This window comes from Amazonocrinis nigriterrae CENA67, assembly GCF_016056305.1.
Classification (GTDB): Bacteria; Cyanobacteriota; Cyanobacteriia; order Cyanobacteriales; family Nostocaceae; genus Amazonocrinis; species Amazonocrinis nigriterrae.
On sequence record NZ_JAECZC010000029.1, the window covers coordinates 134,006 to 148,934 of the forward strand.

17 protein-coding genes and 1 pseudogene are annotated in these 14,929 nt (G+C 40.8%); 13 read left to right on the top strand and 5 right to left on the bottom strand.

Annotation, left to right across the window (positions count from 1 at the left end; translation table 11 throughout):
- Positions 1-395: 395 nt before the first annotated feature.
- Together I8748_RS16475 and I8748_RS16480 are read right to left on the bottom strand one after the other, a co-directional pair.
- Positions 396-1,493: a TRAP transporter substrate-binding protein gene (locus I8748_RS16475; protein ID WP_198125716.1), complete on the bottom strand. Its 1,098-nt coding sequence runs from the start codon at positions 1,491-1,493 to the stop codon at positions 396-398.
- 186 nt (positions 1,494-1,679) lie between these two features.
- Positions 1,680-2,282: a glutathione S-transferase family protein gene (locus I8748_RS16480; protein ID WP_198125657.1), complete on the bottom strand. Its 603-nt coding sequence runs from the start codon at positions 2,280-2,282 to the stop codon at positions 1,680-1,682.
- 105 nt (positions 2,283-2,387) lie between these two features.
- Between I8748_RS16480 and I8748_RS16485 the strand changes: the two genes are divergently transcribed.
- Positions 2,388-2,513 carry a hypothetical protein gene (locus I8748_RS16485; protein ID WP_404800322.1) on the top strand — a complete coding sequence of 42 codons (126 nt, stop codon included), beginning with the start codon at positions 2,388-2,390 and terminating at the stop codon, positions 2,511-2,513.
- 143 nt (positions 2,514-2,656) lie between these two features.
- Here I8748_RS16485 and lepB read toward each other — a convergent pair.
- Positions 2,657-3,208: pseudogene (gene lepB, locus I8748_RS35125) on the bottom strand (signal peptidase I); the annotation flags it as partial.
- A 1,188-nt stretch (positions 3,209-4,396) separates the two neighbouring features.
- Between lepB and typA the strand changes: the two are divergent.
- Positions 4,397-6,187 (top strand): translational GTPase TypA, encoded by a 1,791-nt coding sequence (gene typA / locus I8748_RS16495; RefSeq protein ID WP_198125659.1) that lies wholly within the window; start codon positions 4,397-4,399, stop codon positions 6,185-6,187.
- 65 nt (positions 6,188-6,252) lie between these two features.
- On the opposite strand, the gene I8748_RS16500 is transcribed toward typA, so the two are convergent.
- Complete coding sequence (locus tag I8748_RS16500; RefSeq protein ID WP_225896438.1) at positions 6,253-6,423, bottom strand: hypothetical protein; 171 nt, start codon at positions 6,421-6,423, stop codon at positions 6,253-6,255.
- A gap of 21 nt (positions 6,424-6,444) precedes the next feature.
- Entirely contained in the window at positions 6,445-7,707 is a 1,263-nt protein-coding gene (locus I8748_RS16505) for a Swt1 family HEPN domain-containing protein (protein ID WP_198125660.1), read from the bottom strand.
- 227 nt (positions 7,708-7,934) lie between these two features.
- Between I8748_RS16505 and I8748_RS16510 the strand changes: the two genes are divergently transcribed.
- The 11 genes from I8748_RS16510 to I8748_RS16560 all read left to right on the top strand — a co-directional run.
- A complete protein-coding gene (locus I8748_RS16510; protein WP_198125661.1) occupies positions 7,935-8,231 on the top strand; it encodes a DUF4258 domain-containing protein in 297 nt (98 codons plus the stop codon).
- Between the two features lie 4 nt (positions 8,232-8,235).
- Positions 8,236-8,478 (top strand): YgiT-type zinc finger protein, encoded by a 243-nt coding sequence (locus tag I8748_RS16515; protein ID WP_198125662.1) that lies wholly within the window; start codon positions 8,236-8,238, stop codon positions 8,476-8,478.
- Between the two features lie 61 nt (positions 8,479-8,539).
- Positions 8,540-8,761, top strand: a complete 222-nt coding sequence (locus I8748_RS16520; RefSeq protein ID WP_198125663.1) for a YajG family lipoprotein — start codon at positions 8,540-8,542, stop codon at positions 8,759-8,761.
- Positions 8,762-8,861: 100 nt separating this feature from the next.
- A complete protein-coding gene (locus I8748_RS16525) occupies positions 8,862-9,194 on the top strand; it encodes a DUF433 domain-containing protein (RefSeq protein ID WP_198125664.1) in 333 nt (110 codons plus the stop codon).
- 6 nt (positions 9,195-9,200) lie between these two features.
- Positions 9,201-9,554, top strand: coding sequence for a DUF5615 family PIN-like protein (locus I8748_RS16530; protein WP_198125665.1), 354 nt, complete (start codon positions 9,201-9,203; stop codon positions 9,552-9,554).
- Positions 9,555-9,641: 87 nt separating this feature from the next.
- Positions 9,642-10,805: a DUF58 domain-containing protein gene (locus I8748_RS16535; protein WP_198125666.1), complete on the top strand. Its 1,164-nt coding sequence runs from the start codon at positions 9,642-9,644 to the stop codon at positions 10,803-10,805.
- A gap of 217 nt (positions 10,806-11,022) precedes the next feature.
- A complete protein-coding gene (locus I8748_RS16540) occupies positions 11,023-11,388 on the top strand; it encodes a ferredoxin thioredoxin reductase catalytic beta subunit (RefSeq protein ID WP_096556561.1) in 366 nt (121 codons plus the stop codon).
- Entirely contained in the window at positions 11,385-11,777 is a 393-nt protein-coding gene (locus I8748_RS16545; RefSeq protein ID WP_198125667.1) for a DUF309 domain-containing protein, read from the top strand. The genes I8748_RS16540 and I8748_RS16545 overlap by 4 nt, the downstream gene beginning before the upstream one ends.
- A gap of 344 nt (positions 11,778-12,121) precedes the next feature.
- Positions 12,122-12,601, top strand: a complete 480-nt coding sequence (locus I8748_RS16550; RefSeq protein ID WP_198125668.1) for an LptA/OstA family protein — start codon at positions 12,122-12,124, stop codon at positions 12,599-12,601.
- Positions 12,602-12,630: 29 nt separating this feature from the next.
- Positions 12,631-13,359 (top strand): LPS export ABC transporter ATP-binding protein, encoded by a 729-nt coding sequence (gene lptB, locus I8748_RS16555; protein WP_198125669.1) that lies wholly within the window; start codon positions 12,631-12,633, stop codon positions 13,357-13,359.
- A 486-nt stretch (positions 13,360-13,845) separates the two neighbouring features.
- Positions 13,846-14,929 (top strand): LptF/LptG family permease (locus I8748_RS16560; protein WP_198125717.1); only part of this gene is annotated, 1,084 nt, incomplete at its 3' end.

A 14,929-nucleotide genomic window follows, 5' to 3' on the forward strand; every position in this document is an offset into this window, starting at 1 on the left:
AAGTTATAGCAGGAGGCAGAAGGCAGCTATGCTGGAGGCAGGAGATAAAAACCTTACTGTTGCTGACATTCAGGATTTCAAAATGTCCTAATCTAGGATTCGACTGCTATACAAAATATCTGCTTAAGACCGTTATTAGTCATTAGTCCTTTATCCTTTGCAAATACTTTTATGTCTTTGAGGGGAAACTTCAGTTTAATCTTTTTACTCTGCGTTCTCTGCGTCTTGGCGGTTAAATAAATTATTTTTAAACCACAGACATACAGAGGAGGACACTTGCGTGCAGGGGTTCCCCCCGTTGAGCAAAGTGTCCGTTTCACAGAGAAACAAGCAGAAATTTTATTCCTATAACTAAATTCAAAACTCCTAACTCCTAACTCCTAACTCCTAACTTTTTACTCCCTTGTCACAAAGTTGGCATAACTCAATTCGTTGACGCGGTTCCAGGCAAAAATCTGCTGGCGGAAGGCTTTCCATTGTTCATAGACTTGTTTGAAAGCCACATCTTTGCTGGCATTTTCTTCAAATAACTCAAACGAGATTTTTTGTGCTGCTTGCATAATATCTTGACTGTAAGGAACTAATTTAGTCCCACCTGCCAGTAATCGCGTTAATGCTTGCCCATTCAAGGTATCGTATTCATTGAGCATATTCATGTTTGCGTCTACTGTCGCTGTTTTTAAGATTTCTTGGTACTCTTTGGGTAGGCGTTTCCAAGCGTTGAGGTTGACTAAGACATCTAAGGTCGGGCCTGGTTCCCACCAACCAGGGTAATAATAGAATTTGGCAGCTTTATTTAAACCGAGTTTCTCATCATCGTAAGGGCCAACCCACTCGGCTGCATCAATAGCACCTCTATCTAATGCTAAGTACACTTCACCGCCTGGTAATACTTGCACGTTGACTCCCAAACGAGACATTACCTCTCCACCTAACCCAGGTATTCGCATTTTCAAGCCTTTAAGGTCAGCAAGAGACTGGATTTCTTTTTTAAACCATCCTCCCATTTGTGCGCCGGTACTGCCAGCAGGAAAACTAATTACGTTGAAGTTGGTATAAATTTTGTGTATGGCTTCTAGTCCACCACCTTGGTAAAGCCAAGCATATTGTTGTTGAGCGTTTAAACCAAAGGGTACAGCAGTAGCAAAGGCTAAAGCCGGACTTTTACCAATGTAATAATAACTCGATGTGTGACCGCATTCCACAGTCCCAGCTTGCACAGCATCCAAAACTTGCAACCCTGGTACTAACTCCCCAGCCGCAAACGGTGTAATCTGGAAACGTCCGTTAGTCATTTCGGCTACACGCTTAGCAACTGTTTCTGCACCAATAAAAGTACCTAAAGATTTCGGCCAGCTAGTCGCCATCCGCCAACGAATATTAGGTAGTCCTGTTTGCACAGTTGGAGATTTAGTAGTTTGGCTACAGGAAGCTAGTGTAGCAGCAGTTGCCGTTGCGATCGCAGCACTATTCAAAACCTCTCGGCGTTTCATCATCTTGGTAATTCGTAATTCGTAATTCGTAATTCGTAATTAAAAAAGAATACAATCTATGTGACTCTGTGTCTTTGTGTCTTTGTGGTTTAAAAAAATTACTTAACCACAAAGACAAAAGTAAAAATTACCCCCTCATCTCCCTCATCCCCCCCTACTCCCCACTCCCCACTCCCTACTCCCTAATTAAGGTACATTCATCCCGCGCTGCACTGCTGGACGCTGTTGCACTGTCTCCACCCAGCGTTTAAGATTTGGATGATTATCTAGGGTCAAACCTTGAAATTGATAAATTGCCACCCAAGGATAAGTCGCAATGTCAGCTATGGAATAGTCACCGCAGATAAATTCATTGTCTGCCAATTGTTTATCTAACACGCCATAAATTCGTAGGGTTTCTTTTTCGTAGCGTTCAATGGCGTAGGGTATTTTTTCGGGTGCAAACTTTTTAAAGTGGTTGAGTTGTCCAAACATTGGCCCCACTCCTCCCATTTGGAACATCAGCCACTCTAGAACTTGAAAGCGTTGTTTTTGGTCAGCGGGTAGGAATTTACCTGTTTTTTCTGCTAAGTAAATTAGAATAGCACCGGATTCAAAAACTGTGATGCCTGTTTCTTGGTCAACAATTGCGGGAATTTTGCTGTTGGGGTTGATGGCGATGTATTCTGGTGTGAATTGCTCTTGTTTGGTAATGTCGATTTTGTGGACGTTGTAGGGAAGTTCGACTTCTTCCAGCATGATAGAAGCCTTGCGTCCGTTGGGTGTGGTGAAGGTGTAGAGGTCAATCATGTGGTGATACCCTGGAATATTTAGGTTTTCGAGGGTAGTGTAGCTTGAAACGCACCCTACAAAACTAAATTAGGTTGGTTTATCGACTCTAACGATAAATCAGTGATGGTGTTTCAACCAAACACCCTGCCAGAAGTGAAATATGATAGTGATATATTACCTGTTCTCGACATGTTGTCAGATTCGCAGGTAAAAGCAGCAGATATTTTTAGTTTCTTGAAGATTGAATAATTAAATTAACTATCATATACTGGTGTCATTGAAAAAATGAACCACTAAGACACAAAGGCGAGGGCAGTTGCGTGGGCGGCTTTGCCGACTTGAGCAAACTGCCCGTCACAAAGAAACAAGCAATAGTGGTAGCTCTGATAATCCTATTCAATAGGGCCAATGCGATCAAAAGGGTAAAATCTTTTGTAGGCTTTGCCAATAATTAAATTGCGGGGTACAACACCCCAGCAACGGCTATCGTAACTGTTGTTACGATTATCGCCTAGCACCAAGTATGATTCAGGTGGTATTGTGACAGGTTTCGCTAAGTAAGGCGGTTGCTGTCCTGATGTGCAAACATCAACTACTGTACGCTGATCAAAGCTAAGATATTTATCTTCCCGGAGAGGTCTTTTGTTGATATAAACTTTACCATCTTTAAGTTCTACGGTTTCTCCAGGTAGCCCAACTATACGCTTAATAAAGGCATCATTAAATTGTTCTGCTCTTAACGTATCTGTAGGCAAAAACACAACAATATCACCACGTTTTGGATTTTGAAAACGATAGCTGAACTTACCGACTATAATTTTGTCTGCCTCCCATTGGTTTGGAGAACCATGCAAAGTTGGTTCCATAGCCCCTGAAGGAATCCAACGTGCTTCAGCAATATATGCTCGAAGAAATAATGCTAAACCCACAGGGAATAAAGCTGATATTAATGACATTATTGAAACAATGAATGCTAATTTTTTTGTCCTTTCACGACGAACTGGTGAAAAAACATAGGCTAGATAGGCAATAAAAACTGTGACTATTGGTGTAAGAAAATTGAAAATAGATGAAAAAAGAATTATTAAGATGATAGCAAAGATGCCAAATAACCACTTACCAATGTAAAAGTGACCAATCCCTATAAATAGTTTTGAAAGGAACATTGCTAGCCAAGGGTCTTTACTCTGCTTACGTAATGTTTCAAACTCCGGAGTATTATTACTTTTCGCAGATTTGTAAGCATCAACAAGATTCCATACCCATAAAAATAAAGTGATTATAAAAAAACTCAATGCACTAATTATTAGATCTGTATTTTGATTGAATATAAGCCACAATCCAATTATATTAAAGACTATTGTGAAGAATATCCACAGGTATCCTTTAATTTTTTTACCTGAATATATTTGACCTATCCCTGGAAATATTTGCGATAAATTTACAGCTAGCCAAGGTTCTTTATTAGACATATATTATTTTTTAATATTGATAATTATTTTAAGATTTTATAAAAAAAATACTTCGTCATCAGCAACGTTTGTTTGATAAGTTTATCATTAAGAAATTGACCTGTATAAAAGTTGTAGAATTTAGAATATTTATTTACAATAATTAATAAAATATCTAGAAAAAATCAAACTTTGTAGTAATGCCTTTAGCCCTTCACTGAACCACTTGTGCCTTCAGGATGAACTAAATATTTACTTCAAATTTGATGAAAGTTAGCTATTTAGCATAAATTAGTCAAAGTACTCAAATCAAAATATTTTGCTTCTTCACCCAAGGTTCGCAATTCGTGCAAAAACAAGTGATCGCCTGATTCTGGGCATGAATATCATTCAGAAATTTTTAGCAGTTGTTATCGTTAACCAAATATATATTTTGATTTGGTCAGAATCAGTACAGTTGATTAATTATACTTATTGAATTTTTCAACTGAAGGTACAAATTTCAGACTGCTTATTTTTCTGCCTCGTTGTAGCCGACAAAAGTCTCCGCAATTGTGACGATTACGCTAGAATTGTTAAAGGTTCTTTACAGAATTTGCCGATCGCCCACAATTCTGTTAAAAATGCCTAGCACATAAATGTAAATCTGAAAACCCCCTCTAAAGTTCACCAAAAGCCTCTATGACGCTCCCAATTCGTAACGTCGCTATTATTGCCCACGTAGATCACGGCAAAACCACCCTGGTTGATGCACTCCTCAAACAATCCGGCATTTTCCGAGAAGGTGAAGACGTTCCGGATTGCGTCATGGACTCCAACGCCCTAGAACGGGAACGGGGAATCACTATCCTCTCGAAAAACACAGCCGTTCGCTACAAAGAAACGCTGATTAATATTGTTGATACTCCTGGACACGCTGACTTTGGTGGTGAAGTCGAACGTGTACTTGGCATGGTTGACGGTTGTATCTTAATTGTCGATGCCAATGAAGGCCCCATGCCTCAAACACGTTTTGTGTTAAAAAAAGCTTTGGAAAAAGGATTGCGCCCCATTGTTGTGGTCAACAAAATTGACCGTCCCCAAGCCGATCCCTACGGTGCAATTGATAAAGTATTAGATCTGTTCCTAGAATTAGGTGCAGATGAAGACCAGTGCGATTTCCCTTATTTATTCGCTTCCGGTCTATCAGGTTACGCCAAAGAAGACTTAGATGCAGAAGCGGTGGATATGCAACCGCTGTTTGAAGCGATTCTGCGTCACGTTCCACCACCTGTAGGTGACATCAACAAGCCTTTGCAATTGCAAGTTACAACTCTAGATTATTCTGAATATCTAGGACGGATTGTCATTGGCAGAATCCACAACGGTGTGATCCGTGGTGGACAGCAAGCTGCTCTTGTAACAGAAAACGGCAACATTGTCAAAGCTAAAATCACCAAGTTGATGGGCTTTGAAGGGTTGAAGCGAGTAGACATGGAAGAAGCATCAGCTGGTTACATTGTCGCCGTAGCTGGTTTCGCTGATGCCAACATTGGAGAAACAATTACTGATCCCAATGAACCACAAGCTTTGCCACTAATTAAAGTGGATGAGCCAACTTTGCAGATGACCTTCTGGGTAAACGATTCACCCTTTGCAGGTCAAGAAGGTAAGTTAGTGACTTCACGCCAAGTGCGCGATCGCCTGTTCCGCGAATTGGAAACCAACGTCGCCTTACGGGTTGAAGAAACAGATTCACCAGATAAATTCCTAGTTTCCGGTCGTGGTGAACTGCACCTGGGTATCTTAATCGAAACCATGCGCCGGGAGGGCTACGAATTTCAAGTATCCCAGCCACAGGTAATTTACCGCGAAGTCAACGGACAACCTTGTGAACCTTATGAACTCTTGGTGTTAGACGTTCCTGCTGATGCTGTTGGTAGCTGTATTGAACGCCTGGGACAACGTAAAGGTGAAATGCAAGACATGCAACCAGGTAGTGGCGATCGCACTCAGCTAGAGTTTGTGATTCCCGCCCGTGGTTTGATTGGTTTCCGTGGTGAATTCATGCGGATGACTCGTGGTGAGGGCATCATGAATCACAGCTTCTTAGATTATCGTCCGCTGAGTGGTGAAATTGAAGCCCGCAACAAAGGTGTCTTAATTGCCTTTGAAGAAGGCGTTGCGACCTTCTACGCCATGAAGAACGCTGAAGATAGAGGTTCGTTCTTTATTACTCCAGGTACTAAAGTTTACAAAGGTATGATTGTGGGAGAACACAATCGTCCCCAAGACTTGGAACTCAACGTTTGTAAAACCAAGCAGTTAACTAACCACCGTGCATCAGGTGGTGATGAACTAGTGCAGTTGCAAGCACCAATAGATATGAGTCTTGAGCGTGCTTTGGAATACATCGGCCCTGATGAATTGGTAGAAGTTACACCGCAATCAATTCGTCTACGGAAGATGGCGAAGAAGTTGGCGAAACGGTAAGTAATAAACTTAATTGATTTAGAAAGCCTGCATCAGCGGGCTTTTTTTGTGAGATCTAGCGATCTTTAGGACGATGGGCGATCGCTCTCATCAGTTAAAATAACTTCTTCAGCCTCAGATTCTGCTGCATAAATCAGTGGATAGAGTGAAAGCCTATCTCTAATATCTCTAGCCAATTGATCAAACGTTATACAAATAACTTTGCGTGAGTCTACTAACTGTAAACATTCATGCACTTTTTCTTACAAACTTAGTATTTATTCTATTAATTTGATTGCAGTTGTATTAAATTGGCCATAAGGATTTGGAACTTCATAAATTGCTATTTTTCCTCTATCTGCCAGAAGGTTAATTAGAGCGTAAGATGAATTAAATGAATATCCTTGCTGTCCCAAATGATCTCTAACAAAAGACTTCAAACCTATAAATTCTTTTAATTTTGAACATTCTCTTAGTTGAGAAATTAAATCTTCTTCTCTCAGTACTAAATAAGGCTGGCCAAGACTTTCAGCTTTTAATGAACTATCTTCTAGTTCCTCATTAATTCTTCCTTCCTGCTGTTCTAATTGCTTTTCTTCTTTCTCAATTTTAGCTAAATCATTAGCTAAATCAATTGCTTTTATTACAGCTTCTTTATCTGCAATACTCAAAGTTAGTGCATCAATACTGCTATCTGCATCATTAATTATTTGCTTGAGTTTTTTACACAAATCATTTGCTAAATCCAAATCCTTCTGAACGAAATAATTATTATGAGCAACTTTATTTCTAATATGAGTTAATTGCTCCCATTTATTTTGAAAATCATTTTGTTCAAATGTATCTTTGAAATACTTTGCGTAATTTCCTTCTAAAAGTTCTTCTTTTAAACTTTCTAAGTCTGTTGCCGCTTTTACTTTGCTGATGACATCTTCTATTTTTGTAAATATTGAAGATTGGCTGTAAATAATCTTTCCTAACTGGTCAAAGTTCAATAAAGTGACATTTGTAACTACCATTTTACTAAAAACTACTTCATTATTTTTTTTACTATTTGCCTTATCTCTATTTTCCTTAGAAACTGCAATTGACCACCAGTCTGTACCAATCTTTGTGATAAAAAACTTAACAAGATATCTTCTGAGCAAAGTTTCAATATTATTGATTAAAGGATATATTAAATGTGCTATTTTATTAGAGATATCATCTATTAATATTTGTCTATGATCAAATCCCAAGTCCTTTAGTTGATCCATGAACTTTATTCTAAAAGGCTCAATATTATCAAATTCGCCTTCAACAACAATGTAGTAGGCAGAAGAAAATCGACCTCCTGTCACCATTTTACTTGTATCAAAAGGCTGAACAGATACTTTTATTTGTTGGATATTATCATTAATTTCAAGATTATCTTCTGAAAACGAAGGTTCACTATGCCATAAACTTTCAATAATTGATAAAGCCAAGATAAAATTTTTAGGTTTTTTAAACTTGACTTTTTCTTGTTGATCAATACAAAGTAATTCAAATTTGAGTGGCATATTTATATCTATGTTGAAAAGACTAATGCTACACAAATTAAATTACCCACTTATGAAACCGAGTTTAACAAGTATATTTACTTATTTTTTTGAAAAATACGAATTATCAGCGCTCGAAAAGCTACTTGCCACGAGAAGAAGCGATCGCTCAAGATTATTTAAGGCTTTATAACAAACTGTAGTCTTAAGACTTAGTATCATTAGCAGAATCTTACCTGAACAAACAAGTGGCTCGCAGTGATATTGACCGCATCAGAGAAAAGATTAGACTCCGCGAATACGACATGTCGGCCCATGCAATGGAAGAAATGGCTGAAGATATGCTGACAATTTTAGATGTGGAAGAGACAGTTCTAACAGGTCAAGTCATCCGGGTTGAAAAAGATGATCCCAGAGGAACAAAATATATAGTAGTAGGAACTGCATTAGATCAACAAACGCTTGTTGGGATTGTTGGGCGTTTCGCCAGCAACGGACGTTATCTGATTATCACTGTTTATGAAGTCACTGAGCTTGAGGGCTAGCCGTATGTATGGATATAGATGCGAGTATTGCGAAGGAACTGTTCAACCCCGAACTGTCAAGCGCGAGGCATTTAAACACAGAGATGGATTCGTAATCCTGGAAGATGTGACAATTGGTGTTTGTGATACCTGTGGTAATCGCTACTATTCTGCCGATATTCTTCATACAGTTCATGCTGTTGCAACTGGAGCGAAACCCCCTGAAAGAACTGAACAAATTCCAGTTGCTCATCTAGAATCAGCATAATCAACGCCGCATAATGTTAGCTCCTTAACTTATCGATAAATACAACGAAATTACAAACGAAATGGAAGATGAATTACGTCCTGAGTACGACTTTGCTCAAATGGAAGGGGGAGTTAGAGGTAAATATGTTGAGCGATATCGTACAAAAACGAACCTAATACTTTTAGATCCCGATGTTGCCCAAGCTTTCCCCAACGAGAAAGCGGTGAATGACGCATTAAGATTATTAATTCAGATTGCCCAGCGCCAGCAGATCAATAATGCTATACAGCGAACAGAATAAAAATTGTCGCTAGAAGTTAACTCGAAAAGCGATCGCTCAAAATTGGTGAAAGCTTCGGCTTATACTAGAAACACAAGACCAGAAGAATCTTGCTCTCAAAATGCTACTTGTTCCTACGGCTGACCAAATTCCGCTTGTAACTGATGCCAATGGTGTTGTCCGCATCAGTAAAAGTCGCGTAACCTTAGATACAGTTGTTACAGCTTTTCTGGAAGGGGCTACAGCAGAAGAAATCAACGCACAGTACCCATCGCTTCAACTTTCCGATATTTATTCTGTAATTGGCTATTACTTACGACATCAAGCAGAAGTTGATGAGTATCTTCTAGAACGTCAGCGTATTGCTTTTGATGTTCGTCAGGAAGCTGAGAGACGTTTTAACCCTGTTGGGATACGCGATCGCTTATTAGCGAGACGCAAGCCACAAGGGTAAAATTATATGTTGCGATTCTTGGCGGACGAGAACTTTAACAATCAGATTGTCCGTGGGATTCTGCGTCGTAATTCTGATGTTGATATTATCCGTGTTCAGGATGTGGGGTTGGCTGAAGCAGACGATCCAACTGTTTTGGAATGGGCAGCACAAAATGGCCGTTTAGTGCTAACTCACGATGTAACAACGATGATCAATTTTGCCTATGAGCGAGTGCAAGCAGGCTTGCCAATGCCAGGATTATTTGAAGTGAGTCGTCGTGTTCCAGTTGGTTTAGCGATTGAGGAAATTCTATTGTTGGATGAGTGCAGTCTGGAAGGTGAATGGGAAGGGCAAGTAAGATTCTTGCCTTTGCGTTGACAATTACTACGCGTCTATGCATTCCTCCCTTTTTTATCCACTTCTAGCACTGTGAATCTCAAGTGGTCTTGGGTTACAAAGGATACTATGAAAATCATCAAACCCATCACCAACTGGTTGGAAACCCGCGCTTGTGCCCCTGCATACAGTGGTTGGGTTTTAGGAGGAATTGCTATTTGTTTTTTTGGGGCTGGTATCAATACGATGGCTGGCTGGCTATACGCCATTAGCGGTGTGAGTTTTGCACTTTTGGCTGTAGCGGCAATTTTACCACCGCGATCGCTCACAAATCTATCCATCACACGCCGTCCGATTCCACCTGTGTCAGCAGGTGATGACTTAACTGTGGAATTAGAAATCCACAATCAGACACAGCAACCCGTAAGCTTAATCCAAGTTGAAGATATACTGCCTTTCGTTTTAGGCAAACCAGTACAAAAGGCAATCGATACAATTCCTAGCAAAACCAGTCACCGTTGGGTATACTACCAACCTACCCAACGCCGAGGCATTTATCGCTGGCACACAGTCGAATTAGCTACTGGTGCGCCTTTAGGCTTATTTTGGTGTCGCCGTCAACGTGATAGTAACGCCACAGCCATTGTCTATCCTACCGTCTTATCCCTGACCACTTGCCCCCTAGTGGATGAAATGGGACAAGAAGACAGTAAAAAAGGCGATCCTCGTGGTAAACCCTTGCAGACAGCCACCACAGGCTTAGTGCGATCGCTACGTCCTTACCGTATTGGAGATCCCACCCGTCTGATTCATTGGCGTACTAGTGCCCGCTACGGTGAATTACGAGTCCGGGAGTTAGAAATCATTACAGGTGGACAAGAGATAATTATTGCCCTTGACAGCGCTGGCAATTGGCAAGAAGAAAACTTTGAACAAGCAGTAATTGCTGCAGCCTCACTGTATTTATATGCACATCGACAGCAATTACAAGTACAACTGTGGACAGCATCCACAGGTTTAGTCAAAGGCGAGCGGGTTGTTTTAGAAACTTTAGCAGCAAGCTTGTGTCAAGAAGAGGCGATCGCCACAAATCCGCAAAACTCCCCTGTAATTTGGCTGACTCAAAACCCCCTAACTCTTTCTTCTCTATCTTTGGGTAGTCGTTGGGTGTTGTGGCAAGATACCTCATCAGGAACAGAACAACTAGTAGTCAATTGGGATTATCCTGGAATTATTGTACAAAGCGAGCAGGAACTGCAATCTCAACTACAAAAGCCGTTACATTCATCATGAAGCTATATCTTGTATATTCAAAATCCCAATGAATGTTCACAAGCTCAGCTTCTGTGGCATTCGAGGTTTTTTTGATCCCAGTATGCTGGATATACAAGTGTTTAAGCAAAAGCCAGTCAACTTGAAAAACTCAGGTTGGGGAAATACACCCAGTAATAGCTTAGTAAGGCTGATGTACAATGCAAAGAAATATTTAAATTATGAGCCGCCGATCCACATGATCTCATCAGAAGCTAACACAAAATCCAGCGATAAAAGCCTAGAGGCAATGCGGCATTTTTCCGAGCAATACGCCAAGCGTACCGGAACATACTTCTGTTCTGAACCTTCTGTGACAGCAGTCGTAATTGAAGGACTAGCTAAACATAAAGACGAACTAGGTTCGCCTTTGTGCCCTTGCCGACACTATGAAGATAAAGAAGCTGAAGTTCACGCCACATATTGGAACTGCCCCTGTGTTCCTATGAGAGAACGCAAAGAGTGCCACTGTATGCTATTTCTCACCCCAGACAACGAGTTTGCAGGAGACAAACAAGAAATATCTCTCGAAACCATTAAAGAAGTACGAGATAGTATGGGATGAGCGAAAGCATACCCCAAGAGTTTTGGCAAGGCATAGAACAGTTCAATTCTGGGCAGTTCTACGCCTGTCATGACACTTTAGAAGCTTTGTGGATAGAAGCCAGCGAACCGGAAAAATCTTTTTATCAAGGCATTTTACAAATTGCCGTAGCACTTTATCATCTGGGAAATCGTAACTGGCGAGGTGCTGTGATTTTACTGGGAGAGGGCAGCAACCGCCTGCGACGTTACCCATCTACTTACAGCGGCATTGATGTAGACGAATTATTGAGTCAGAGTGCAGCATTGCTGACAACGTTACAACAAACTGGAGCTGACAAGATTATCGCCGATGGACTGAGTGAAAATCAAGCCTTACTTTTGCCTAAGATTGTGCTGACAAATGATTAGTAAATTTTACTCAGCTAATTCAGACTTAGTGATTGGGGAATGGAAAACTTTTTCCTATTCCCCAATTTTTTGAATGTAACAAATATTTAACATGTCCTCATGTCCCGCGTACCCCAGAACGAATGAAAACTCTTTGTGTCTTTGTGTCTTCGTGGTTTAAGATCTTTTACCACAAAGGCACTAAGACATCAAGTTTTTTCTAGGCAAATGTGAACTTGCAGCGAAACCTCAAGCTTTGTCACAGCGTCAATATCTCAGCCAGCAGTGATCGCAAATTATTCCAGATGATAAATTTTATCTGTGGATAAACTAGTTGAAATCATTAATATACCCGCTCAAATCCCATGCCCAGATCACAAATGCACCGCTTTGGACTATCTTTAGTATTACCAGTTGCACTTTTGGGTGCGATCGCTTTCCCGATGCAAGTGCAAACTGCTACTGCACAAACAGCTACGGAAAATCGTCCACTCACAATTCGCTCCGATGTGCAAGAATATGATGCCAAAACTCAAGTAATTACCGCTCGCGGCAATGTACAAATGTTATACCCGGCTCGCCAACTTCAAGCAACAGCTGCTCAAGCACAATACTTTAGCAAAGAACGCCGAATTGATTTCACTGGCAACGTTTATATTTTGCAACAGGGCGGTAATAGTATCCGAGCCGAGAAGGTAACTTATTTAATAGATGAAGGGCGATTTGTTGCCTTACCTCAATCTAACCGTCAGGTAGAATCCATCTACATGGTGCAGGAATCAGATGAAAGCGGACAAGCTGCCACACCTGCCCCAAAGACACCAGGTTTCAGGCGTTCTAATTAGCATCTACCATCAACAAAAGGCCGCGAGTAGTGAAAATTGTCCTAGAGAATATTCATAAATCTTACAGCAAGCGACAGATTGTCAAGCGCGTCAACCTTTCCATAGCCCAAGGCGAAATAGTCGGTTTACTAGGCCCCAATGGTGCTGGGAAAACGACAACATTTTATATTGCCACAGGCTTAGAAAAACCTAATCAGGGAAGAGTCTGGTTAGATAGTTTGGAAATTACTGCCATGCCAATGCACAAACGGGCACGACTAGGCATTGGCTATCTTGCCCAAGAAGCAAGTGTTTTTCGCCAGCTTTCAGTCCAGGATAATATTTTGTTAGTCTTCGAGCAGACTAATGTACCACGATGGGAGTGGCCAAAGCGACTACAAAGTTTACTGCGGGAGTTTCGTTTAGAAAAATTAGCCAGAAGTAAAGGCATTCAACTTTCTGGAGGTCAAAGAAGGCGAACAGAATTAGCCAGGGCTTTGGCAGCAGGACGAGAAGGCCCAAAGTTTTTATTTTTAGATGAACCATTTGCTGGTGTTGATCCCATTGCAGTTTCCGAGATTCAGCAAATTGTGGCACAATTGCGCGATCGCGGTGTGGGTATTCTGATCACAGATCACAATGTCCGCGAAACCCTAGCCATTACAGATCGCGCCTATATCATGCGTGAGGGACAAATTCTCGCTTTTGGCACTGCCGATGAACTTTACAGCAACCCCCTCGTGCGGCAATATTACTTGGGAGACAATTTCCAAGTCTAAATTCATAAATATTTAGTTACTCCTTTCCCACCTGAAGATTACCGTGTAGATAGCAGAGGGAGCAGAGGGAGCAGAGGGAGCAGAGGGAGCAGGGGAGAAAAATTTGGATCGGTAATCTTACAGCGAAAAGGGAGTAATAATTTCAAAAGGTATTTTTTTACGTTTGTTACTTCAGTATTTATTGCGTATTAATTGCGCTTTTTTTGCAATTATTAATAGTTGTATTACAGTGAAAATCCAATATTTATACTTGGTTTAGGTAACTCCCAAAATTAAATTATCACTATACCGCATCCCAGACGACTATCAGATTCTTCTTCCTCTGCTCCCCTGCTCCCCTGCTCCTCTGCTTATTTGTATCAACATTAAACTAAAACGGTATCAGTCCCTTACCAGGGTAGCCCGTATTTAATTTAAATTTTGCTTATGACCTCAACGAAGCTTCAGTCTTTCTATAGCCTCAATTCGCTGCTGCCTTTCACAATTATGGATCGCTACCTGGTCAGCGAATTGCTACCGACGTTTTTCTTTGGTGTCGGCGCTTTCTCATCAATTGGTGTGACAATTGATTCTGTTTTTGATTTAGTTAGAAAAGTAGTAGAATCTGGGCTACCTGTAAATACTGCCATTCAAGTTTTTTTGTTAAAACTGCCTAGCTTTATTGTTTTAGCTTTCCCCATGTCCACATTGCTGGCTACTTTGATGACATACAGTCGTCTTTCCAGTGAAAGTGAATTAATAGCCCTGCGTGGCTGTGGGGTGAGTGTTTATCGCATGGTGCTAACTGCTGTGATTTTGAGTCTTGTAGTCACAGGCATGACATTTGTGTTTAACGAGCAAATTGCACCAGCGGCAAATTATCAAGCAACCCTGACTTTAGAGCAAGCCCTGAAGTCAGATAAGCCAACTTTAAAACAGCAGAATATTTTCTATCCCGAATACCGGGACATTAAAGAAAAAGATGGCACGAAGACCAAGATACTGTCACGCTTATTTTATGCTGACCAGTTTGATGGCAAGCGTATGAAAGGTTTAACGATTATAGATCGTTCTACACAAAATTTGAATCAAATTGTGGTTTCAGAATCTGCCCAGTGGAATGGATCTCAAAACGTCTGGGATTTTTACAACGGTACGATTTATGTAGTATCTCCCGATCGCTCATATCGCAGCATTTTGCGATTTGAACATCAACAACTGCAACTGCCCCGCACACCATTAAGTTTGGCAGAAAAAAGCCGGGATTACGGCGAAATGAATATTTCTGAAGCTTTAGAACAACTGGCTGTAGAACGTCTCGCTGGCGATCGCCAAAAAATTCGTAAACTTCAAGTCAGGATTCAACAAAAAATTGCCTTGCCATTTGTATGTGTAGTTTTTGGTCTAGTAGGTGCAGCTATGGGAACCATACCCCAGCGCACTGGGCGAGGAACAAGTTTTGGTATTAGTGTGATAGTAATTTTTTCTTACTATATGATTTTCTTCATTAGTGGGGCAATGGGACAAGCAGGTATTCTCTCTCCCTTCATGGGAGGTTGGTTGCCCAACTTTATTTTTTTTGGAGTAGGGG